This window comes from Hydrogenophaga sp., assembly GCF_019635465.1.
In the GTDB taxonomy this organism is placed as follows: domain Bacteria; phylum Pseudomonadota; class Gammaproteobacteria; order Burkholderiales; family Burkholderiaceae_C; genus Hydrogenophaga.
Genome location: NZ_JAHBZK010000009.1, coordinates 62,961 through 83,741 on the forward strand (window position 1 = coordinate 62,961; position 20,781 = coordinate 83,741).

Annotated in this window: 19 protein-coding genes, 1 tRNA gene and 1 pseudogene; 6 read left to right on the top strand and 15 right to left on the bottom strand. The window is 66.5% G+C overall.

Annotated features, from left to right (window positions below; genetic code table 11):
- Positions 1 to 9: 9 nt before the first annotated feature.
- Genes dapE through KF871_RS09900 form a run of 3 tightly spaced genes read left to right on the top strand, consistent with a single transcriptional unit; the run spans position 10 to position 4,051 of the window.
- The gene (gene dapE, locus KF871_RS09890; protein WP_291141425.1) at positions 10 to 1,182 is read left to right on the top strand and encodes a succinyl-diaminopimelate desuccinylase; all 1,173 of its coding nucleotides are present in this window, start codon (positions 10 to 12) and stop codon (positions 1,180 to 1,182) included.
- Positions 1,183 to 1,196: 14 nt separating this feature from the next.
- On the top strand, positions 1,197 to 2,069 hold the full coding sequence (prmB, locus tag KF871_RS09895; protein ID WP_291141428.1) for a 50S ribosomal protein L3 N(5)-glutamine methyltransferase: 873 nt from the start codon (positions 1,197 to 1,199) through the stop codon (positions 2,067 to 2,069).
- Positions 2,066 to 4,051 (top strand): ABC-F family ATP-binding cassette domain-containing protein, encoded by a 1,986-nt coding sequence (locus tag KF871_RS09900; RefSeq protein ID WP_291141429.1) that lies wholly within the window; start codon positions 2,066 to 2,068, stop codon positions 4,049 to 4,051. The genes prmB and KF871_RS09900 overlap by 4 nt, the downstream gene beginning before the upstream one ends.
- Before the next feature lie 86 nt (positions 4,052 to 4,137).
- On the opposite strand, the gene KF871_RS09905 is transcribed toward KF871_RS09900, so the two are convergent.
- The 6 genes from KF871_RS09905 to tolB all read right to left on the bottom strand — a co-directional run bounded on the left by KF871_RS09905 (position 4,138) and on the right by tolB (position 8,893).
- Positions 4,138 to 4,213: transfer RNA gene (locus tag KF871_RS09905), tRNA-Lys, on the bottom strand.
- Positions 4,214 to 4,251: 38 nt separating this feature from the next.
- On the bottom strand, positions 4,252 to 5,079 hold the full coding sequence (locus KF871_RS09910; protein ID WP_291141432.1) for a tRNA threonylcarbamoyladenosine dehydratase: 828 nt from the start codon (positions 5,077 to 5,079) through the stop codon (positions 4,252 to 4,254).
- Positions 5,076 to 6,194 (bottom strand): YeeE/YedE family protein, encoded by a 1,119-nt coding sequence (locus tag KF871_RS09915; RefSeq protein ID WP_291141435.1) that lies wholly within the window; start codon positions 6,192 to 6,194, stop codon positions 5,076 to 5,078. Before KF871_RS09915 ends, KF871_RS09910 begins: the two co-directional genes overlap by 4 nt.
- A 64-nt stretch (positions 6,195 to 6,258) precedes the next feature.
- A complete protein-coding gene (ybgF, locus tag KF871_RS09920; RefSeq protein ID WP_291141438.1) occupies positions 6,259 to 7,044 on the bottom strand; it encodes a tol-pal system protein YbgF in 786 nt (261 codons plus the stop codon).
- Positions 7,044 to 7,601 carry a peptidoglycan-associated lipoprotein Pal gene (pal, locus tag KF871_RS09925; protein WP_291141441.1) on the bottom strand — a complete coding sequence of 186 codons (558 nt, stop codon included), beginning with the start codon at positions 7,599 to 7,601 and terminating at the stop codon, positions 7,044 to 7,046. The genes ybgF and pal overlap by 1 nt, the downstream gene beginning before the upstream one ends.
- 38 nt (positions 7,602 to 7,639) lie before the next feature.
- Positions 7,640 to 8,893, bottom strand: coding sequence for a Tol-Pal system beta propeller repeat protein TolB (tolB, locus tag KF871_RS09930; RefSeq protein WP_291141718.1), 1,254 nt, complete (start codon positions 8,891 to 8,893; stop codon positions 7,640 to 7,642).
- Positions 8,894 to 9,136: 243 nt separating this feature from the next.
- Between tolB and msbA the strand changes: the two genes are divergently transcribed.
- Positions 9,137 to 10,987, top strand: coding sequence for a lipid A export permease/ATP-binding protein MsbA (msbA, locus tag KF871_RS09935; RefSeq protein WP_291141444.1), 1,851 nt, complete (start codon positions 9,137 to 9,139; stop codon positions 10,985 to 10,987).
- Between the two features lie 60 nt (positions 10,988 to 11,047).
- Complete coding sequence (locus KF871_RS09940; RefSeq protein WP_291141447.1) at positions 11,048 to 11,575, top strand: DUF962 domain-containing protein; 528 nt, start codon at positions 11,048 to 11,050, stop codon at positions 11,573 to 11,575.
- Between the two features lie 44 nt (positions 11,576 to 11,619).
- On the opposite strand, the gene rng is transcribed toward KF871_RS09940, so the two are convergent.
- The 9 genes and pseudogenes from rng to KF871_RS09985 all read right to left on the bottom strand — a co-directional run bounded on the left by rng (position 11,620) and on the right by KF871_RS09985 (position 19,126).
- The gene (gene rng, locus KF871_RS09945; protein ID WP_291141449.1) at positions 11,620 to 13,134 is read right to left on the bottom strand and encodes a ribonuclease G; all 1,515 of its coding nucleotides are present in this window, start codon (positions 13,132 to 13,134) and stop codon (positions 11,620 to 11,622) included.
- A gap of 14 nt (positions 13,135 to 13,148) precedes the next feature.
- On the bottom strand, positions 13,149 to 13,763 hold the full coding sequence (locus KF871_RS09950) for a nucleoside triphosphate pyrophosphatase (RefSeq protein ID WP_291141451.1): 615 nt from the start codon (positions 13,761 to 13,763) through the stop codon (positions 13,149 to 13,151).
- Positions 13,756 to 14,223 (bottom strand): 23S rRNA (pseudouridine(1915)-N(3))-methyltransferase RlmH, encoded by a 468-nt coding sequence (gene rlmH / locus KF871_RS09955; protein ID WP_291141454.1) that lies wholly within the window; start codon positions 14,221 to 14,223, stop codon positions 13,756 to 13,758. Before rlmH ends, KF871_RS09950 begins: the two co-directional genes overlap by 8 nt.
- Positions 14,220 to 14,936 (bottom strand): ribosome silencing factor, encoded by a 717-nt coding sequence (gene rsfS, locus KF871_RS09960; RefSeq protein ID WP_291141457.1) that lies wholly within the window; start codon positions 14,934 to 14,936, stop codon positions 14,220 to 14,222. The genes rlmH and rsfS overlap by 4 nt, the downstream gene beginning before the upstream one ends.
- Positions 14,933 to 15,580, bottom strand: a complete 648-nt coding sequence (gene nadD / locus KF871_RS09965) for a nicotinate (nicotinamide) nucleotide adenylyltransferase (protein ID WP_291141460.1) — start codon at positions 15,578 to 15,580, stop codon at positions 14,933 to 14,935. Before nadD ends, rsfS begins: the two co-directional genes overlap by 4 nt.
- A pseudogene (gene hemF / locus KF871_RS09970) lies at positions 15,580 to 16,479 on the bottom strand (oxygen-dependent coproporphyrinogen oxidase); the annotation flags it as partial. The pseudogene hemF and the gene nadD, both read right to left, overlap by 1 nt.
- Before the next feature lie 30 nt (positions 16,480 to 16,509).
- Positions 16,510 to 17,133: a 1-acyl-sn-glycerol-3-phosphate acyltransferase gene (locus KF871_RS09975; protein WP_291141463.1), complete on the bottom strand. Its 624-nt coding sequence runs from the start codon at positions 17,131 to 17,133 to the stop codon at positions 16,510 to 16,512.
- Entirely contained in the window at positions 17,130 to 18,404 is a 1,275-nt protein-coding gene (gene purD, locus KF871_RS09980) for a phosphoribosylamine--glycine ligase (RefSeq protein ID WP_291141466.1), read from the bottom strand. The genes KF871_RS09975 and purD overlap by 4 nt, the downstream gene beginning before the upstream one ends.
- Positions 18,401 to 19,126 (bottom strand): YebC/PmpR family DNA-binding transcriptional regulator, encoded by a 726-nt coding sequence (locus KF871_RS09985; protein WP_291141469.1) that lies wholly within the window; start codon positions 19,124 to 19,126, stop codon positions 18,401 to 18,403. Before KF871_RS09985 ends, purD begins: the two co-directional genes overlap by 4 nt.
- 97 nt (positions 19,127 to 19,223) lie before the next feature.
- On the opposite strand from KF871_RS09985, the gene KF871_RS09990 reads away from it, so the two are divergent.
- Positions 19,224 to 20,759 carry a helicase HerA-like domain-containing protein gene (locus KF871_RS09990; RefSeq protein WP_291141472.1) on the top strand — a complete coding sequence of 512 codons (1,536 nt, stop codon included), beginning with the start codon at positions 19,224 to 19,226 and terminating at the stop codon, positions 20,757 to 20,759.
- Positions 20,760 to 20,781 lie beyond the last annotated feature (22 nt).

The window sequence follows — 20,781 nt, forward strand, 5'->3', positions numbered from 1 at the left end:
GCACTGCCGATGTCTGCCACCCTTCGCCTCACCGAAGCACTGATTGCCAGGCCCTCGGTCACCCCAGACGACGCCGGCTGCCTTGACCTCATCGCCGGTCGGCTTCAGGCCATGGGCTTTGTGTGCGAGCGCCTGGACAGTGGGCCGGACGAGTTCCGGGTCAGCAACCTGTGGGCACGCCTGGGGACTGGCAAACGCCCCACCCTGGTGTTCGCCGGTCACACCGACGTTGTGCCCACCGGGCCACTGCAAGCGTGGTCCAGCGACCCCTTCGTGCCCAGCCACCGCGACGGCAAGCTGTTCGGGCGCGGGGCCAGTGACATGAAGACCTCGATCGCCGCCATGGTGGTGGCCTGCGAGCAGTTCGTTGCTGCGCAGGCCGAACCGGGCATCGACATCGCCTTCTTGCTCACCAGCGACGAGGAAGGCCCCGCCCTGGATGGCACCACCGTCGTCTGCGACCGGTTGAAGACGCGCGGCGAACGCCTCGACTGGTGCATCGTGGGCGAGCCCACGTCGGTCGAGCGCACCGGCGACATGATCAAGAATGGCCGCCGCGGCACCCTCAGCGGCAAGCTCACCGTCAAGGGTGTGCAAGGGCACATCGCCTACCCGCACCTGGCGCGCAATCCGATCCATCTGGCCGCGCCCGCGCTGGCCGAGCTGGCCGCCACCGAATGGGATCAGGGCAATGCCTTTTTCCCGCCCACCAGCTGGCAGATCAGCAACATTCATGGCGGCACCGGTGCGAGCAACGTCATCCCGGGCACCGTGGTCGTGGACTTCAACTTCCGCTTCAGCACCGAGCGCACACCCGAGTCGCTGCAGGCGCAGGTGCTGGACATCCTGGCGCGCCATGGGCTCAGCGCCGGCGCCGATCACGACATTACCTGGACGCTCGGCGGCCGCCCCTTCCTCACCACGCCGGGCACCTTGGTTGACGCCGTGCGCGCCGCCATTCGCGAAGAAGTCGGCATCGACACCGAACTCTCCACCACCGGCGGCACCAGCGATGGTCGGTTCATTGCCCAGATCTGCCCGCAGGTGATCGAACTGGGGCCGCCGAACGCCACCATCCACAAGGTCGACGAGCACATCGTCGTCGCCGACATCGAACCCCTGACCGCCATCTATTGCCGCACCCTGCGGCACCTGCACGCCCAAGCGCTGCAGCGCGCCTGACCACCTTTTTCACCGTGAAACTGCAAGCTCTGCTGGCACAGGCCGAACAGCGCCTGAACGCCGCCCCACTGGCCTATGGCCACGGCACCACCAACGCGCACGACGAAGCCGCCTGGCTGGTGCTGTGGCGTCTGGGCATGCCGCTTGACAGCAACCTGGACGCCGTCGCCCAACAGGACATCGCCGCGCAGGCTGTCGATGCCGTTCTCGCGCTGATCGATCAACGCATCAGCACCCGCCAGCCCGCCGCCTATCTGACGCAGCAAGCCTGGCTGCAAGGGGTGCAGTTCCACGTGGACCGGCGCAGCATCGTGCCGCGCAGCTTCATTGCCGAACTCATTGCCGATGGCACGATCGACCCCTGGCTGAGCGACGCCACACACCGGGTGCTTGACCTGTGCACCGGCAACGGCAGCCTGGCAGTGCTGGCGGCCATGGCCTGGCCCGAGGTTCAGGTGTGGGGCGCCGACCTGTCGATTGACGCATTGGCTGTCGCGCGCATCAATGTGGATCAGCACGGCCTGCAGTCGCGCATCACCCTGCTTCAAAGCGACGGCTTGAGCGCGTGCCCGGGCCCCTGGGACCTGATCCTGTGCAACCCGCCCTACGTCAACGCAGCGAGCATGCGCACGCTGCCCGCCGAGTACCTCGCTGAGCCCGAGCTGGCGTTGGCGGGCGGCGAAGACGGCATGGACTTCGTGCGCGCGCTGCTGCGTGACGTGCCACCACAACTGAGCGAGAACGGTGTACTGGTGCTGGAAATCGGCAACGAGCGGGCCCACTTCGAGGCCGCGTTTCCCCACCTTCTACCGATCTGGCTGCCCACCAGCGCGGGCGCTGACCAGGTGCTGCTGCTGACGCGCGAACTGCTGGAGCAAGCCCCATGATCACGCTGCGCGATGTGGTGCTGCGCCGCGGCACCAAGGTGCTGCTTGACGGCGCCACGCTGACCATCAATCCAGGCGAAAAGGTCGGCCTCGTCGGGCGAAACGGCGCCGGCAAATCCAGTCTGTTCCGCCTGCTGGACGGTGATCTGCACGAAGACAAGGGCGATTTCAGCGTGCCCGCGCAATGGCGCATGGCCCAGGTCGCCCAGGACATGCCCGAGACCGATCTGCCCGCCACGCGCTTCGTCATCGAGGGCGATACGACCTTGCTGGCGGCCGAGCAAGAGGTTCAAGCGGCCGAGGCCAGTGAAGATGGTGAGCGCATGGCGCACGCCTACATGGCACTCAACGATGCCGGCGCCCACGATGCGACTGCACGCGCACAGGCACTCATTCTTGGCCTGGGCTTTCGAACCGACGAACTCGAGCGCCCCGTCAACAGTTTCTCGGGCGGCTGGCGCATGCGGCTGCAGCTGGCGCGCGCCCTGATGTGCCCGAGCGAGCTGCTGCTGCTCGACGAGCCCACCAACCACCTGGATCTGGACGCACTGGTGTGGCTGGAGAACTGGCTGCAGCGCTACCCCGGCACACTGCTGGTGATCAGCCACGACCGCGAGTTTCTGGACGCCGTCACCAACGTCACCGTGCACATCGAGCACGCACAGCTCAAACGCTACGGCGGCAATTACAGCCGCTTCGAGGACATGCGCGCCGAGCAGATGGCCTTGCAGCAGGCGGCCTTCTCTCGCCAGCAGGAGAAGATCGCTCACCTGCAAAAGTTCATCGACCGCTTCAAAGCCAAGGCCAGCAAGGCCAAGCAGGCGCAGAGCCGCGTCAAGGCGCTCGAGCGCATGGAGCGCATTGCGCCCGTGCTGGCCGACGCCGAATTCACCTTCGAGTTCAGTGAGCCTGCGAACCTGCCCAACCCGATGTTGGTGCTGCAGGACGTCGACGTTGGCTACCGCCAGGACGGCGGTTCCGCCACCACCATCGTGCGTGGCATTCAGCGCTCGGTGATGGCCGGCCAGCGCATCGGCATTCTGGGCGCCAACGGCCAGGGCAAGTCCACTGTGGTCAAGACGATTGCACGCGAGCTGTCGGCCCTGGCTGGCACTGTCACCGAGGGCAAGGGCCTCAACATCGGCTACTTCGCGCAACAGGAACTCGACGTGCTGAGCCCCGGCGACAACCCGCTGGAGCACATGATCCGCCTGGCCAAGGCATTCACCGCCCAGGGGCGCTTGAGCGGTCAGGCCACGCGAGAGCAAGACCTGCGCGGCTTCCTCGGCACCTTCAACTTCACCGGCGATCAGGTGTTCCAGGCCGTGGGCAGCATGAGCGGCGGAGAGAAGGCCCGCCTCGTGCTGTGCATGCTGGTCTGGCAGCGCCCCAACCTGCTGCTGCTGGACGAACCCACCAACCACCTTGACCTGGCAACCCGCGAAGCCCTCTCTGTGGCGCTCAACGAGTTCGAGGGCACGGTGATGCTGGTCAGCCATGACCGCGCACTCTTGCGCGCGGTGTGCGACGAGTTCTGGCTCGTATCGCACGGCAAACTCGCACCGTTCGACGGCGATCTCGACGACTACCAGCGCCACCTGATCGACATGGCCAAACAGGCCCGCGAAGCGCAGCGCGAGCAAACCCGCGCCAGCGGCGCGTCCGCATCACCTGCGCCCGCGAAAGCGCCTGCCCCGGCAAGCGCCGCGCCGGTGGATCGGCGCGAGCAGGCCCAACGACAGAAGGCCCTCAATGAACGCCTGCGCCCGCTCAGGAAAGAGCTGGCGCAAGTGGACGCGCGCATGGGCGCCATCGCACAGGAACAGAGCAAGATCGAGTCGCAGCTGCTCGCCTCGCCGGCACCCGAGGAGCTTGCCAGGCTGGGAAAGCGCCTGAAAGAACTGACCGATGAAAACGAAGCGGTCGAGGCCCGTTGGCTGTCGCTCAGCGAAGCGATCGAGCGCGAAACCTCGGCATCCTGACTCCGGCCGCATCCGCTGCCATCGCTGCAGTCGATGGCAGGCCAAAGAAAAAGGCCCTGGTCTTTCGACCAGGGCCTTCTTGTTGGTGGTAGGACGTGGCAGGCTCGAACTGCCGACCAACGGATTAAAAGTCCGCTGCTCTACCAACTGAGCTAACGTCCCACACTCTTCGCAACACGCTGTTCGCTTGCTGCGAAGCCTCAAATTATAGCGTGGTTTTTATCGACTTCAGAAGGGCGATGCAGTTTTTTGCGAAGGCCTTGCGAGGCCACTGCATCCAGCACCCAACCGGCTGCGCACAAGCCGAAGGTGGCGGTGACGCTCACCACCGAACCATAGCCATGGCAGTTCAATGAACCATCACCACCGGCGTGGATGGCGCACGATGGATCGGGTGGCGCCACCGCCTCTTTGCTGAACACGCACGACACACCCATGCGACCCTGTCGGGGCGCAGCGTGGTGCTTGCGCAGTCGGTACCGGAGTTGGGCCAGCAAGGGGTCGTGCGTGACATCACCCAGGTCCGCGATCTGCACCTCCTGGGCACGGCGCTTGCCGCCAGCAGCACCAACCGTCACGAAGTGGGTGTTGCTGTGGATGGCCCACGCCGCCATGGCTGCCTTTGCGCGCACGGCATCGCAGGCATCAATGACCGCATCCGGTGTCTGCCCGCCCAGAAGGCCGGGCCAGTTGTCGTGATCGACGAAATCGTCGATGGCTTCTAGCTCGATGTCGGGGTGGATGCCCAGAATACGATCGCGCATGGCGTCGACCTTCGCCTGCCCAAGGGTCATGTCGATCGCGTGCACCTGGCGATTGACGTTGGATTCGGCGATGTGATCCAAGTCGATCAGGGTGAGCCTTTTCACGCCACTGCGGGCCAGCGCCTCTGCCGCCCACGAGCCCACGCCACCGATACCGACCACCACCACGTGCGCGTCAAAGATGCGCTGCGCACCGTCGACACCGTAGAGCCGTCGCAAGCCGCCAAAGCGGCGCTCGAAACGATCGGCGTCGAGAGCGGTCATCCGCCGCGATCCAGCAGCCAGAGCTGAAAACGGAATCCGAGCACGGCACCACCAACAATGCCGGCGACGGCAATGGCACTGGTGATGCTCAGCGTGGACAAGCCCGACAGGCCTTGCCCCACCGTGCAACCCAGGGCGGTGACACCACCTACCCCCATGCACACGGCGCCCACAAGGTGCAGCGCGGTGTCCTGTGTGTCGCGAAACCCTTCCCAACGGAAACTGCGCTCGAAGAGTGCGCAGGCAAGCGAACCCAGCACCACGCCCACCACCGTGATCACGCCGAAGGTCACCACCTTGGACACGTCGCTGAAAAAGATCAACCAGTCGAGCACATAGGCCATGGGCGCGGTGAAGGTGAGCGACTCCATGCGCCCGCTGTTGCTGCCCAGGTAGACGGGCTCCAGGGTCTCCGGGTGCTCGGGCAGGAAACCCAGGTGCCCGCTCACCCACCACATGGCGGTGATGACCAGACCGATACCAATGCCTGCAAGCAAGTTGTTGCCGGTGCGGAAGTCTGCACTCTTGAGTGCCCAGGCGATCAAGCCCAGACCCACCACCGCCGCACAGACCAGGCCCACCACGGCGCCGTTCATGCCCGTGCTGGCGGCGATCCACTGCGGCACAGCGGCGCCCGACGGCATGTCAAACGTGACCTTGTCGACCGTGGCATTTCGGGCCACGGCAAACACGCCACGCAGGGTCATGAAGGCGGCCAAGCCCATGACGACGAACACCACCAGAGACTTGAGACTGCCCGCGCCGATGCGCACCAGCGTCTTGCTGCCGCAGCCAGAGGCGAGCACCATGCCGAAGCCGAACAAGGCGCCCCCCACCAAGGCGGAGAGCCAGATCACGCGAGACGAGGTGTAGAGCGATTTGCCGGTGTCGATCGCGCCAAACCAGCCCAGCAGGTAGAAGCCGATGGTCGCCACCCCCACGGCCATGCCCCACATGCGCATGCGCGTCCAGTCGCCCATGTTGACGATGTCGCTGATCGCGCCCATGGTGCAGAAATGCGTGCGTTGGGCGATGAAGCCAAACACGATGGACACGGCAAAGGCCGCCCACAGGACGGTCTGGTTCAGGGATTGCAGGGCGGCGAGGTCTTCCATAGGGCCGCGATTGTAGGTGCGGCCCGCCAAGCCCCGCCACCGGAGGGGTTGGCCCGGGAGCGCGTCAGCGAAGGCGCGTCAGGCGTTCCTTGGCGGCGGCGGCGGCCTCGCTCTTCGGGTACTGCTTGACCAGGTCGTCGAGCGTGCGCTTGGCGCCCTTGGTGTCCTTGAGTTCGACCTGGCTGTTGGCAATGGCCAGCATGGCCTCGGACGCCCGTGGGTGGTCGGGGAACTCCCGCACCATGCGCTGATGGGTTTCCACCGCCTCCTTGTAGGCGCGCGACGCGTATTGCGAGTTGCCCAGCCAGTACAGCGCCACCGGGGTGTAGCCGCTCGATGGGTAGCGTCGCAGGAACGCCGTGAACGCTGTCGTGGCAGCCGGAAATTCCGAGCGGCGCAGCGTGGCCATGGCGGCTTCGTACTCCGCCTTCTCGGCCGGCTGGACCTCGAAACTGCGTCCGTCGAGCTCGACTTTCACCGGTTCGAACTGACGCAGGCGCTCATCAACGCCAGCCTGAACATCTTTCTGCGCGCGTTGCAGCTCGGACAGCTCGCGGGCCAGCTGTTCGTTCTGCCCGCGCAGTCGCGCGATCTCGCCACGCAGCTGCTCAATCTGGTTGGCCAGGTCGAGCAGGCTGCGCTTGATGCCGGCTTCGTTCTCACGCGATTGCAGCGCGGCCGCGTCTGCCGCCGTGCGATTGGCCTCCACCTGCTTGCGCAGATCAACGATGGCCTGACGGGCTTCGTCGTCGCCGAACAGCGCCATCGCCGGCGAGCTGGCCATCAGCGCAGCCGCCGCCAGCGGAACCACGGCGGCGACGCGCCATTGGATGCGAGCCATGCCTGCCATCAACGGTAGGTGATCTCGACGCGGCGGTTCTTGGACCAGGCCGATTCGTCAAAACCCACCACGGCAGGCTTTTCTTCACCGAAGCTCACAGCCTCCATCTGGCCGTCTTGAACGCCCAGCAGCGACATGGCGCGGCGCACGGCCTCGGCACGCTTTTGGCCCAGGGCCAGGTTGTATTCGCGCCCGCCACGCTCGTCGGTGTGGCCTTCGAGCTGCACGCGCACCGCACGGTTGGCATTGAGGTAGCGCGCATTGGCCTCGAGCAGCGCAGCGAACTCCGGTTTGATCTCGAAGCTGTCGTAGTCGAAATAGACCACGCGCTGCATCGAAGCGGGCTGGTCGCCACCGTTGGAGGGCACCTGCACGCCGGTCACGCCGCGCTGATCGACGCCGCTGCCCTGCCCGCCCGCGCCGGCACCGCCGGCGGCCGTTCCAGAGCGGTCTTCAACCGGCGGTTGATCCAGGCGCACGTTGGAGCCGCAGGCCACCAGGGCCAGCGATGCGACGAGAGCGGCCAGCAGACCGCGAGAGCGACGGGTGTTGAGGACTTGGAACATGGTGGTGCCTGTGGTGGGTTGGAGTGATGGAAAACGGATCAGCGCAGGAACGGGCCCCATTCGGGCTCGCGGATGTCGCCCTGGGCACCCGCCAGGCGGGTCTTGATGCGACCGTCGACCGTGGTCGTCATCAGGGCTTCGGCACCCTTGTCGCGGGTGGCGTAGATGATCATCCTGCCGTTGGGTGCAAAGCTCGGGCTTTCGTCGCTGGTGGTGTCGGTGAGAGCGGTCACGGTGCCGGTGGCCAGTTCCATCACGTGCAAGCGGAAGGCGCCATTGACACGCGAGACATAGGCCAGCAAGCGACCGTCGGGGCTGACCGATGGCGAGATGTTGTAGTTGCCGCTGAAGGTGACACGCTGCGCGCCACCGCCCTGGGCCGGCATGCGGTAGATCTGGGGCGAACCACCCCGGTCGCTCACAAAGTAGATCTGCTGCCCATCCGGGCTGAACACCGGCTCGGTGTCGATGCTCGCGCTTTGCGACAAACGCCGAGGTGCGCCACCGCCCGCGTCAACCGCGTACAGCTGCGCGTTGCCCGAAATCGACAGCGTGGCGACGATGGTCTTGCCGTCGGGTGACCAGGCCGGGGCGCTGTTGGAGCCACGGAAGTCGGCCAGCAGGCGGCGCTTGCCGGTCGCCACTTCGTGGGTGTAGATCACCGGCTTTCGCGCCTCGAAGGACACATAGGCCAGCACACCGCCGTTGGGCGCCCAGCTCGGCGAGATGATGGGCTCGTTGCTGGCAAGGGCGGCCCGGGCGTTTTCGCCATCGGCATCGGCTACCCACAGGGTGTGGCGATTGCCGGCCTTGGTCACATAGGCGATGCGGGTGGAGAACACGCCTTTCTCGCCGGTGAGCTTCTCGTAGACGAAGTCGGCGATGCGGTGTGCCGCCAGACGCAGGTCGGTGGCTGCCACCGGGTAGCTCAGGCCGCCCAGGTCCTGAGTGCGAACCACGTCCCACAAGCGGAAGCGGACATCAAAACGCCCGTCGGCCAGGCGCGTGACGCTGCCCGTGACCAGGGAGTCCGCACCACGTTCGCGCCACGGCGCGAGGTCGGGGCGGGAGGTTTCGTCGAGCGCACCGTTGAGGGGTGGCACGAACACGAACTGGCCGGAGCGCTCAAGGTCGGCGCGCACGATGGCAGCGATGTTCTCGCTGACGGCGTCGTTGCCTTTGAAGCTGACGGCCGAAAAAGGGAAGCGCGTGAGACCCACGCCGGCCACTTCGACACGGAACTGGGCAAGCGCCTGGCTGGCGGGCAGGCCGAGCAGCGCTGCGCCGGACATGAGCCCAAGTGCATGCCGGCGCGGCATCCCTGGCTGGGGATGAAGACGGGTCGGTTCGATCATGGTGTTGGGAAGGGTGGGCAGTGCGGGGCGTACAGCCCGGTGCCCTGGCGAAGACCGGTCGATAATACCGGACACTCGTCAGAGAGCCGTGACAAGATGTGAGCCGCGGGCCTTGGCTGACCGCACCTTGCCGCATTGGTTCCCAGGCCCTCCACCCGATTCGCCCAGGCCCGCCCACCGTTGACATCGCCCACTTCGCCCACCGACGCAACGTCCGCACCGCTCTCCGGCACCCTGTCGCAGCGGCTGTGGCGTCTATGGCCCTACTTCCGCAGTGCGCGCAGCGGCATCGCCGTGGCGGTGGTCGCTACCATTGTGGGCGCCATCACCGAGCCCCTGATCCCCGCCCTGCTCAAGGCGCTGCTCGACGACGGCTTCAACAAGGGGAAAGTGGCGCTGTGGATGGTGCCAGTGGCGTTCATGGGTCTGTTCGGCATACGCGGCATGGCCTCTTTTGCGGCCCAGTACGCCCTGGCCTACACGGCCAACGCCGGCATGCTCAACCTGCGCCGCGCGATGTTTGCCAAGCTCACCGCCGCGCAGCTCAGCCTGTTCAGCCGCCAAAGTGCCAGCAAGCTGTCGAACACACTGGTGTATGAGGTGCAGACCGGCTCGCAGATGCTGGTGTCGTCGTTTCTGACGTTGGCGCGCGACAGCATGACGCTGGTGGCCTTGATGGGCTACCTGATGTATCTCAACTGGAAGCTCACGCTGATCGTGGTCGCCGTGTTCCCGGGTCTGGCGTGGATCATGCGGGTGCTGTCCAAGCGCCTGTACAAGCTCACCCGCGCCAGCCAGCAGGCCACCGACGAGCTGGCGTACGTGGTGGAAGAAAACGCACTCGCCCACCGCATGGTGCGACTGCACGGCGCACAGCAGCGCCAGAGCGAGCGCTTCGATGGCTTGAGCGTGGCGCTGCGCAAGCTGGCGCTCAAGAGCACGATCGCCATGGCCGCCATGACGCCGTTCACCCAGCTGCTGGCATCGGCGGCGTTGTCGGCGGTGGTCGCCGTCGCGCTGTGGCAAAGCACCACCACGGGCGTGACTGTGGGCAACTTCGTGGCCTTCGTCACCGCCATGCTCATGCTGATTGCGCCCATCCGGCACCTGGCCGAAATCGCTTCGCCGATCACCCGCGGCCTGGCGGCGCTGGAGCGTGGGTTGGAGCTGATCGAACAAACGCAGGAGCAAAGCGGCGGCACCCACCGCAGCGAGCGCGCCCGGGGCGAGCTGGCCTGGCAGGGCGTCTGGGTGCGATACCCGCCCAAGTCGGACGACCTCGGCGCCCATGAAGCCGGCATTGCGCTGCGCGGCATCGAACTGGCCATTCATCCGGGCGAGGTGGTGGCTTTTGTGGGGCCCTCGGGCTCGGGCAAGACCACGTTGGTCAACCTGCTGCCGCGTTTCGTGGAGATCGAACGTGGCGCCGTCACGCTCGACGGTGTGGCGCTGACCGACTGGGACCTGGCCAGCCTGCGACGCCAGTTCGCGATGGTCAGTCAGGATGTGGTGATGCTCAACGACACGCTGGCCGCCAGCGTGGCGCTGGGCGACGCCGACGACGCGATCGACGAGCCACGCGTGCGCGCAGCACTCGAATCGGCCAACCTGGGCGAACTCATCCAGCGCCTGCCGCAGGGCATGCACACCAATGTGGGCCACAACGCGGCCGAGCTCTCGGGCGGGCAGCGCCAGCGGCTGGCCATTGCGCGCGCCATCTACAAGGACGCGCCCATCCTCATCCTCGACGAGGCCACCTCGGCACTGGACAACGAGTCCGAGCGGCTGGTGCAGGACGCCCTGGCGCGCCTCATGAAGGGCCGCACGACCCTCGTGATTGCGCACCGGCTGTCCACCATCGAGCATGCCGACCGGGTGATCGTGCTCGTCGATGGCCGCATCGTCGAACAGGGCAACCACGCCAGCCTGCTGGCCAGCGACGGTGTCTATGCACGCTTGCACGCGCAAGGTCTGGGCTCGACACCGCAGGCCGACGAAACCGCCACCGAGCCCCGGGTCGATCGGGATTGAGCACCGGCCGGCGCCGGTGTACAAAACCGTCGCACCCTCGCCAGGCCCAGGAGCCCCCGGATGAAGACCCTGACCGATCAGCTCAGCCAGTACGCGGCCTACCACCGCGACCGCCGCAACATCGCCACCCACTTTGTCGGCATTCCACTGATCGTGATGGCCGTGGCCGTGTTGCTGGCTCGACCCCAGCTGGCCCAATGGGGTGGCATGACCCTCTCACCCGCCACTCTGGTCACGCTTGCCACGGTGCTCTACTACCTGCGTCTGGATCGCCCGCTCGGTGTGGCCATGGCAGGACTGATGGGCCTCAACCTCTGGTTCGCGCAGACCGTGGCAGGCCAGGCAACCAGCCTCTGGCTCGCGGTCGGCATCGGCCTGTTCGTGGTCGGCTGGGTGATTCAGTTCATTGGCCACTACTGGGAGGGCCGCAAGCCGGCCTTCGTGGACGACATTGTGGGCCTCATCATCGGCCCGCTGTTCGTGGTGGCGGAGGCCGGCTTTCTGCTGGGTCTGCGCCCCGAACTGCAGCGCGACATCGAAGCCCGCGTCGGACCGGTGCGCGCTGCCACGCCTGCCCGGGCCGCCTGATCCCGCGTCAGGCCGTTCGCCACGACTGGCGCGCGGCGGTCAAGTCACAGCAGCACGATGTCGTACTGCTCCTGGGTCATGGAGTTCTCACTCTGCAGCGAGATCGGTTTGCCGATGAACTCCGACAAACCGGCAAGGTGCGCGCGCTCCTCATCGAGAAACAGCTCCACCACCTTGGGCGCGGCCACGACCCGGAACTCGCGCGGGTTGAAGGCGCGCGCTTCGCGCAGGATTTCGCGCAGGATGTCGTAGCACACGCTGCGCGCGGTCTTCACCGCGCCCTTGCCAGCGCAAGCTTCGCAAGGCTCGCTGAGCATGTGCGCCAGCGATTCGCGCGTGCGCTTGCGCGTCATCTCCACCAACCCAAGCTGCGAAAAGCCGCCAATCATGGTCTTGACCCGGTCACGCGAGAGTTGCTTGCGAAACTCGTGAAGCACCGACTCGCGGTGGTCCTCGCGCGTCATGTCGATGAAGTCGACGATGACGATGCCGCCCAGGTTGCGCAGGCGCAGCTGCCGCGCGATGGCCTGCGCAGCCTCGAGATTGGTGCGAAACACCGTGTCGTCAAAGTTGCGCGCGCCCACGTAGCCGCCGGTGTTGACATCGACCGTGGTCAGCGCCTCGGTCTGGTCGATCACCAGGTAGCCACCCGACTTGAGGTCGACGCGCCGGCTCAGCGCACGGGCGATCTCGTCGTCCACATTGAAGAGGTCGAAGATCGGGCGTTCTCCGCCGTAGTGCTGCAGCTTGCCCACCGTGTCGGGCATGAACTCGTCGGCAAAAGCCTGCAGCAACCCGTGCTGCTCGTGCGAATCGATGCGGATCGACTGGGTCTCGGCGCTGGTGAGGTCGCGCAGCACCCGCTGCATCAGGTTCAGGTCTTCGTGCAGCAAGGTGGCCGCGGCCTGGCTGAGCGCGGCCTGCTTGATGCGCAACCAGGTCTTGCGCAGGTAGGCCACGTCGTCGGCCAGCTCTTCGTCGCTGGCGTCCTCGGCATTGGTGCGAAGGATGAAGCCGCCTGGCGGGCTGCCGTCGCTCGTGGCGGTCAGCCGCTGCAGGCGTTGGCGCAGGGCTTCGCGTTGGTCAGGCGGAATCTTCTGCGACACGCCGATGTGGCCGTCCTGCGGCAGGAACACGAGCAAGCGCCCGGCAATGCTGATCTGGGCCGTCAGGCGCGCGCCCTTGGTGCCGATCGGGTCCTTGAGCACCTGCACCATCAGGGCCTGACCTTCGAAGATCTGCTTCTCGATCGGCAGCACCGGGTTGGGCGCGAGCACCTGCGGCGCGCCTTCGACAGCGGCCGGCTTCGGCGCGGCGTGTTTGGCCTGGATGTTGGGCATCAGATCGGCCACGTGCAGGAAGGCGGCGCGGTCGAGGCCAATGTCGAGAAATGCCGACTGCATGCCCGGCAGCACCCGCGAGACCTTGCCCAGGTAGATGTTGCCCACCAGGCCGCGCTCAAGTGTGCGCTCGATGTGCACTTCCTGCACGGCGCCCTGCTCGACCACCGCCACGCGTGTCTCTTGCGGAGACCAGTTGATGAGGATGTCCTGGTTCATGGTCGGTCCGTGCCTCAAAGAATGTTCAGGCCGGCGGCACGCAGCAGCTGCGCGGTCTCGTACGCCGGCAATCCGATGATGCCCGTGTGGCTGCCGTGGATGCGGCGCACCCACAGGCCGGCGTGGCCCTGAATGGCATAGGCCCCGGCCTTGCCCATGGGTTCACCGGTGGCCACGTAATGGCGGATGCGCGTCGGGCTCAGGTCGTCGAACTCGACCCGGGAGTCCGACACCGCGGCCCAGCGTCGAGCGCCCTTGCCCACCGCCACGGCCGTCATGACACGGTGGGTCTGCCCTGACAACGCCGCCAGCATGCGCCGCGCGTCGGCGGCATCGGCGGGCTTGCCGAGAATGCGCTTGCCCAGCGCCACGGTGGTATCGGCACACAGCACCGGCGCGGGCGCCAGACCGCGCCGTTTCAAGCGGGCCATCGCCGCTTCGAGCTTGAGAGCGGTCACGCGCCGCACATAGCGGCTCGGTGCCTCGTTGGGCAGCGGGGTCTCCAGCGATTCGGCGTCTTCGTCGGCGTCGGGCAGCAACAGCTCGCAACGCACACCCCACTGCGCCAGCAACTCACGCCGCCGAGGACTTTGCGACGCCAGGTACACGAAGTCGGGGCGATCACTCACGGTGGTACGGATGGTTGGCGTTGATCGACCACGCGCGGTAGAGCTGCTCGATCAGCAACACGCGCACCATGGCGTGCGGCAAGGTGAGGTCGGACAGGCGGATGCGCTGGTGTGCGGCCTCGCGAAAGCCGGGTTCCAGTCCGTCAGGGCCCCCAATGACCAGTGCCACATCGTCGCCACCCATCTGCCACTGCCGCAGCTGTTGGGCCAGGGCCTGCGTGCCCAGCGTCGCGCCACGCTCGTCGAGCGCCACGACGCGAGCGCCACGCGGGATGGCGCCTTCGATGCGCTGGCGTTCGGCCGCCCAGAGGGTCTCGATGGATTTGCTGCCGCGAGGCTCGGTCTTGACGGCCTTGAGCTCGACACGCAGTTCGGGCGGAAAGCGTTTGGCGTAATCGTCGTAGGCGGTCTGGGCCCAGTCGGGCACCTTTTGCCCGACCGCGACGATCACGAGCTTCATGGCTTCTTCTTGGCGGCCGGCCGCGTCGGTTTGGCCGACTTGGCGGCTGGGGCAGCAGCCTTGGGCGTGGTCTTCTTCTTGGCGGCAGGCGCGCCCACGACCACCTTGCTCATGCCCGCACGCGACTTGGCCGGCGCCGCCTTCTTGGCAGCAGGTCTGGCGGTCGATTTGGTGGCTGGTTTGCCGCTGGTCTTACCGGCCGGTTTGGCGGCCACCTTGGCACCCGCTTTCGCGCCGGTCTTCTTGGCCGCGCCCGGCGCTTTGGCGGTGGGCGATTTTGCGGTGGGGGCCTTGGCCACCTTGGGCGCCGCGGCGGGCGCGGGTTTGCTGCTCGCGCTCTTGCGGGCTGCCGCGCCCAGGCGCACCGGTTTGGCACCCCAGATCTCTTCGAGGCGGTAGTACTGCCGGATCACGGGTTGCATCACATGGACCACGGCCTGGCCACAGTCCACGATGATCCATTCGCCGTTCTCCTCGCCTTCGATGCGCGGCTTGTCGAAGCCGGCCTCACGCACGGCATCGCGCACGCTGGCGGCCAGCGCCTTGGTCTGGCGATTCGAGGTGCCACTGGCGACGATCACGCGCTCAAACAGCGGTGACAGCTCCTCGGTATTGAAGACCACGATGTCCTGGCCTTTGACATCCTCCAGGCCATCGACGATGGCCCGTTGCAGTTTCTGGACGTCTTTTTTTGCGGCGGTTTCGCTGGTCATGTAAGGGGCTGATAGAGGTGGTGTTGCGAAATATAGCCTGCGACCGCTGGCGGGACCAGCACGTCCAGGGGCGGTCCATCGGCCGCCGCGGCGGCCAGGCGGGCGCGCACGGCGGTCGCGCTCAGGTGCTGCAACGGCATGTCGATGCGCACAAATGGCACGTCGACGCCGGACAAATCGGTCTCGTCGGCCTGCCCCAGCAGCGCCTGTGCGCCGATGCTGGTAGGTCGGTTGGCCACCGCCAGGGTGGCGACATCCAGCACCTCCTGCCAGCGCTGCCAGGACTTGAAGGCCAGCAACTGGTCGGCGCCCAGGATCAGGAACAACCGGGCCTGCGGGTACTCGCGGCGCAGTTCGACCAGCGTGTCGGCCGTGAAGGTCGGACCTGCCCGCTCGGTCTCGCGCACGTCGATACGGACTTTGGGCAGGTCGCCGAAGGCGCGTTCGCACATGGCGATGCGGTGATGAGCCGGCGACAAGGTGCGGGCCTTGTGCCAGGCGTGGCCGGTGGGCAAGACGTGCAACCGGTCGAGTTGGAGCTGCGCAATCGCAGCCTCGGCCAGTGCCCGGTGCGCACCATGGGGTGGATCGAACGCGCCGCCGAACATGCCGACGCGTTGCAGAGAGGGATCGATCGCCGCCATCAGAGCCAGTCTTTGCGCACCAGGAAGTCGCGGTAGAGCCGATCCTCCGGCGTGCCCTTCTTGGTCTTGCGGTTGTAGGCCCAGCTCACCAGCGGCGGCATGGACATGAGGATCGATTCGCTGCGCCCGCCTGACTGCAGGCCGAAGTGCGTGCCGCGGTCCCACACCAGGTTGAACTCGACGTAGCGCCCGCGCCGGTAGAGCTGGAAGCTGCGTTCGCGCTCGCCGTAGCTGGTGTTCTTGCGGCGGTCGACGATCGGCAGGTAGGCGTCCAGGAAGGCGTCGCCCACCGAGCTGAGCATGGCGAAGCTGCCGTCGAAGCCAAGCTCGGCAAAGTCGTCAAAGAAGATGCCGCCGATACCGCGCTGCTCGTCGCGGTGCTTGAGGTAGAAGTACTCGTCACACCAGCGCTTGAAGCGAGGGTATTTGTCGACGCCAAACGGATCGAGCGCGGCCTTGCAGGTGCGGTGGAAATGCACTGCGTCCTCTTCAAAGCCGTAGTACGGCGTGAGGTCCATGCCACCGCCGAACCAGTACACCGCCGGGCCCTTCGATGGCGTGGCGGCGATCATGCGCACGTTCATGTGCACGGTGGGCACATAGGGGTTGCGCGGGTGGAACACCAGGGACACCCCCATGGCCTCGAAGGGTGCGCCGGCCAGGTCGGGCCGGTGCTGGGTGGCCGATGGCGGCAACTGCGGGCCCTTGACATGGGAGAAGCCACAACCGGCGCGCTCGAACACCGCGCCGTCTTCCAGCACTTGCGACACACCGTCGCCCTGCAGGCGCTCGCCACTGGGCTTGGTCCAGCGGTCCACAACGAACTGTCCGCCATCGACGAGCGCCACGGTGGAGGTGATGCGGTCCTGCAGATCGATCAGGAATTCGCGGACTTTGGCAGCGGGCTTGTCGCTCATGCTCACACCCTATCAGGCTCGGGGCAAAGGTTGAATCGGGCTGGCCTGGGGGGGGCGAAGCCCCTGGGCGCTGGCCAGGGCCTGCGCCATGGCACGGTAGTCGGACTGGCTGTCACCGCTCAGGCGAAGAAATGGCTGCACGCGCACTTCTTTGCGGCCGTAGTCGAGCGCCACCATTGCCACCGGCACGCCCGCACCGAGGGCCACCTGGTAGAAGCCGCTGCGCCAGCCATCGACATAGCGGCGCGTACCTTCCGGCGACAGCGCCAGCCAGAGGAGGTCGTCGCGGGCCATGGCGTCGCGCATGGCCTGGACCATGGCCCCGACAGCGCCGCGCGGTGAACGGCGTTCGATGGGCATGCCGCCCAGCCATCGCAGCCAGCGCCCGAACAAAGGCACCTCGAACAAGGTGTCCTTGGCCCAGAAGCGCACCGGGATGCCGATGGCCCACTTGGCCAGCAGGCCGACCACGAAGTCCCAGTTGCTGGTGTGCGGGTACACGATGGCGACGCCCTGGCGGGTCGGAAAGCCATCGTCCAGCACGCGCCAGCCGAACAGCAACAACGCGGCGCGCGCCAGGCGCGAGCCTTGAAAGCGCACCGAATGCGGCCCGGGCAGGACTTGCGGTGGGTTCAAAGTGCGCGGTAACCAATGTCGCGACGGCACTGCATGCCGTCGAAATGCACCGCGTCCAGCGCGGCATAGGCGCGCTCGCGGGCTTGCGCCACCGAGTCGGCCAGCGCGGTCACGCACAGCACGCGGCCGCCAGACACGCGCACGGCCTCACCATCGCTGGCGGTGCCGGCATGGAAGACCATGCAGTCGGGCGCGTCGGCCGGCAGGCCGGTGATGGCGTCGCCCTTGCGCGGATCCATCGGGTAGCCGGCCGCAGCCATCACCACCCCCAGGGCGACACGCGGGTCCCAGTCGAGTTGCACCCGGTCCAGCTCCGCGCGCGTGGCCGCCAACAGCACCTGCGCCAGGTTGCTGCGCAAACGCATCATGATGGGCTGCGTTTCGGGGTCGCCCATGCGGCAATTGAATTCCAGCGTCTTGACCGCGCCGTCGGGCGTGATCATCAGGCCGGCATACAGAAATCCCGTGTACGGGATGCCGTCGGCCTTCATGCCGCGCAGGGTGGGCAGGATCACCTCGTCCATGGCACGCTGGTGGACCGCCGGCGTAACCACTGGCGCGGGGGAGTACGCACCCATGCCACCCGTGTTGGGTCCCTGGTCGCCGTCCTTGAGGCGCTTGTGGTCCTGGCTGGTGGCCAGTGCCAGCGCGTGCTCGCCATCGCACAGGACGATGAAGCTGGCCTCCTCGCCTTGCAGAAACTCCTCGATCACGACCCGCGCACCGCCGGCGTTGTGAGCGACGCCGAGCTTGTTGTCGAGCAGCATGAAGTCGATCGCCTCGTGCGCTTCGGCCGCCGTCATGGCCACCACCACACCCTTGCCAGCGGCCAGGCCGTCGGCCTTGACCACGATGGGTGCGCCCTTCGCGTCCACGTAGGCATGTGCCTTCTGCGGGTCGGTGAAGGTCTCGTACTCGGCGGTGGGAATGCCGTGGCGCTGCATGAACGCCTTGCTGAAGGCCTTGGAGCTCTCCAGCTGCGCGGCTTGTTGTGTGGGCCCGAAAATGGCCAGGCCGTGGGCACGGAATTCGTCGACGACGCCCGCCGCCAGCGGCGCCTCGGGGCCCACCACCGTCAGCGCCACACCGTTGGCCTGCACCCATTCGCGCAGGGCCACCTTGTCGGTGATGGGCAGGTTGGTGAGCTGGGAATCGCGTGCGGTGCCGGCATTGCCGGGCGCCACGAAGACCTGCTGGACCCCCTCGGACTGCTTGAGACGCCAGGCCAGCGCGTGCTCGCGGCCACCGCCGCCAATGACAAGAACCTTCATTCGGCGATTTCTGCGTTGTGATAGACGTTCTGCACGTCGTCGAGGTCTTCGAGGATGTCGAGCAGCTTCTGCATGCGCGCGCCGTCTTCGCCGGCCAGGGCCACGGTGTTCTCTGCACGCATGGTCACCTCGGCGATCTCGGGCTTGAGGCCTTTGGCCTCCAGTGCGTTCTTCACCGCCTCGAAATCACCCGGGGCTGTCAGCACCTCGATGGCGCCGTCGTCGTCGGTGATGACGTCCTCGGCACCGGCTTCCAGCGCCACTTCCATGACGGCATCTTCCGAGGTGCCCGGTGCGAACACCAACTGGCCACAGTGCTTGAACTGGAAGGCCACCGAGCCGTCGGTGCCCAGGTTGCCGCCGTGCTTGCTGAAGGCATGCCGCACCTCGGCCACCGTGCGCACGCGGTTGTCGGTCATGGTGTCGACGATGATCGCGGCGCCCGCGATGCCATAGCCTTCGTAGCGGATTTCTTCGTAGGTGACGCCGTCGAGGTTGCCCGTGGCCTTGTCGACGTTGCGCTTGATGTTGTCGGCCGGCATGTTGGCCGCCTTGGCCTTGTCGATGGCCAGGCGCAGGCGGGGGTTCATGTCCGGGTCGCCGCCGCCGTTACGGGCCGCAACGATGATTTCACGCGTCAGTCGGGTCCAGATGCGGCCACGCTTCTCGTCCTGACGGCCTTTGCGATGCTGGATGTTGGCCCATTTGCTGTGTCCGGCCATGGGTAGTCCTCGATTTGCCTGTCGGCTTTGGTGTAATGAGCCCGCGATTTTACGATTTCGCACCATCCGACCGCCCCACCCCCTCCAGGAACGCCCCATGGCCGAACCGCTGCTGATCGCCAAGAACGCCCAGACCACCTGCCAGCTGCTGCCTGGCCTGGCCAACCGACACGGCCTGATCACCGGCGCCACCGGCACCGGCAAGACGGTGACGCTGCAGGCCTTGGCCGAGGGTTTTTCGCGCATCGGCGTGCCGGTGTTCATGGCCGACGTCAAGGGCGACCTCACGGGCATCAGCCAGACCGGGCGCATCGGCGAGAAGATGGCGGGCATCCTGGCCGACCGGGGCATCGAGCTGCCCTCGCCCACCGAATGCCCCACCACCCTGTGGGACGTGTTTGGTGACCAGGGGCACCCGGTGCGCGCCACGGTCAGCGACATGGGCCCGCTGTTGCTGGCACGCATGCTCAACCTCAACGACACGCAGACCGGCGTGCTCAACCTGATCTTCAAGATCGCCGACGACAACGGTCTGCTGCTGCTGGACATGAAGGACCTGCGGGCCATGCTGCAGCACGTGGGCGACAACGCCAAACAGTTCACCACCGAGTACGGCAACATCAGCGCCGCCTCTATCGGCGCCATCCAGCGCGGCCTGATGCAGGTGGAAGAACAAGGCGGCGACAAGTTCTTTGGCGAGCCCATGCTCGACATCGCCGACTTCATGCAGACAGTCGATGGCAAAGGGGTCGTCAACATCCTGGCGGCCGACAAATTGCTCAACGCGCCTCGGCTCTACGCCACCTTTCTGCTATGGATGCTGTCCGAGCTGTTCGAAACCCTGCCCGAAATCGGCGACCCGGACAAACCCAAGCTGGTGTTCTTCTTCGACGAAGCCCACCTGTTGTTCAACGAAGCGCCCAAGGTGCTGGTCGAGCGCATCGAGCTGGTGGTGCGCCTGGTTCGGTCCAAGGGTGTTGGCGTGTACTTCGTGACGCAAAACCCGCTCGACATCCCCGACAGCGTGCTGGGCCAGCTGGGCAACCGGGTGCAGCACGCGCTGCGCGCCTTCACCCCGCGCGACCAGAAAGCCGTGAAGGCCACCGCCCAGACCATGCGCCCCAAGGCCGGTCTGGACATCGAGGCCGCCATCACCGAACTGGCCGTTGGCGAGGCCCTCGTGAGCTTCCTCGACGCCAAAGGCCGGCCCTGCGAAACCGAGCGCGCCTATGTGGTGCCGCCGGGCAGCCAGATCGGCCCGATCACGCCCGAGCAGCGCAAGGCCTTGCTCAAGGATTCGCTGGTCGCCGGCACATATGAGAAGGTCATTGACCGTGAGAGCGCCTATGAGGTGTTTCGCGCCCACGCGGGCGAGCGCGGTCAGGCAGAAGTGGATGAGGCCAAGGTCAAGTCCGAACCCAAGACACCGCGCGTGCCCGGCGCCGCCAAAGAGGCCCCGGCCGAGAAGAGCGTGATCAACGAAGTGCTGTTTGGACGTACCGGTCCGCGTGGCGGCCAGTACGACGGCCTGGTGCAGACCATGGCCAAGACCGCGGCGCGCACCGTCGCCAGTGGGCTGGGCCGGCAGATTCTGCGTGGGGTGCTGGGCGGCTTGCTGGGCGGCAAGCGCTGAGTGATATGAAAAGGGGCATCAA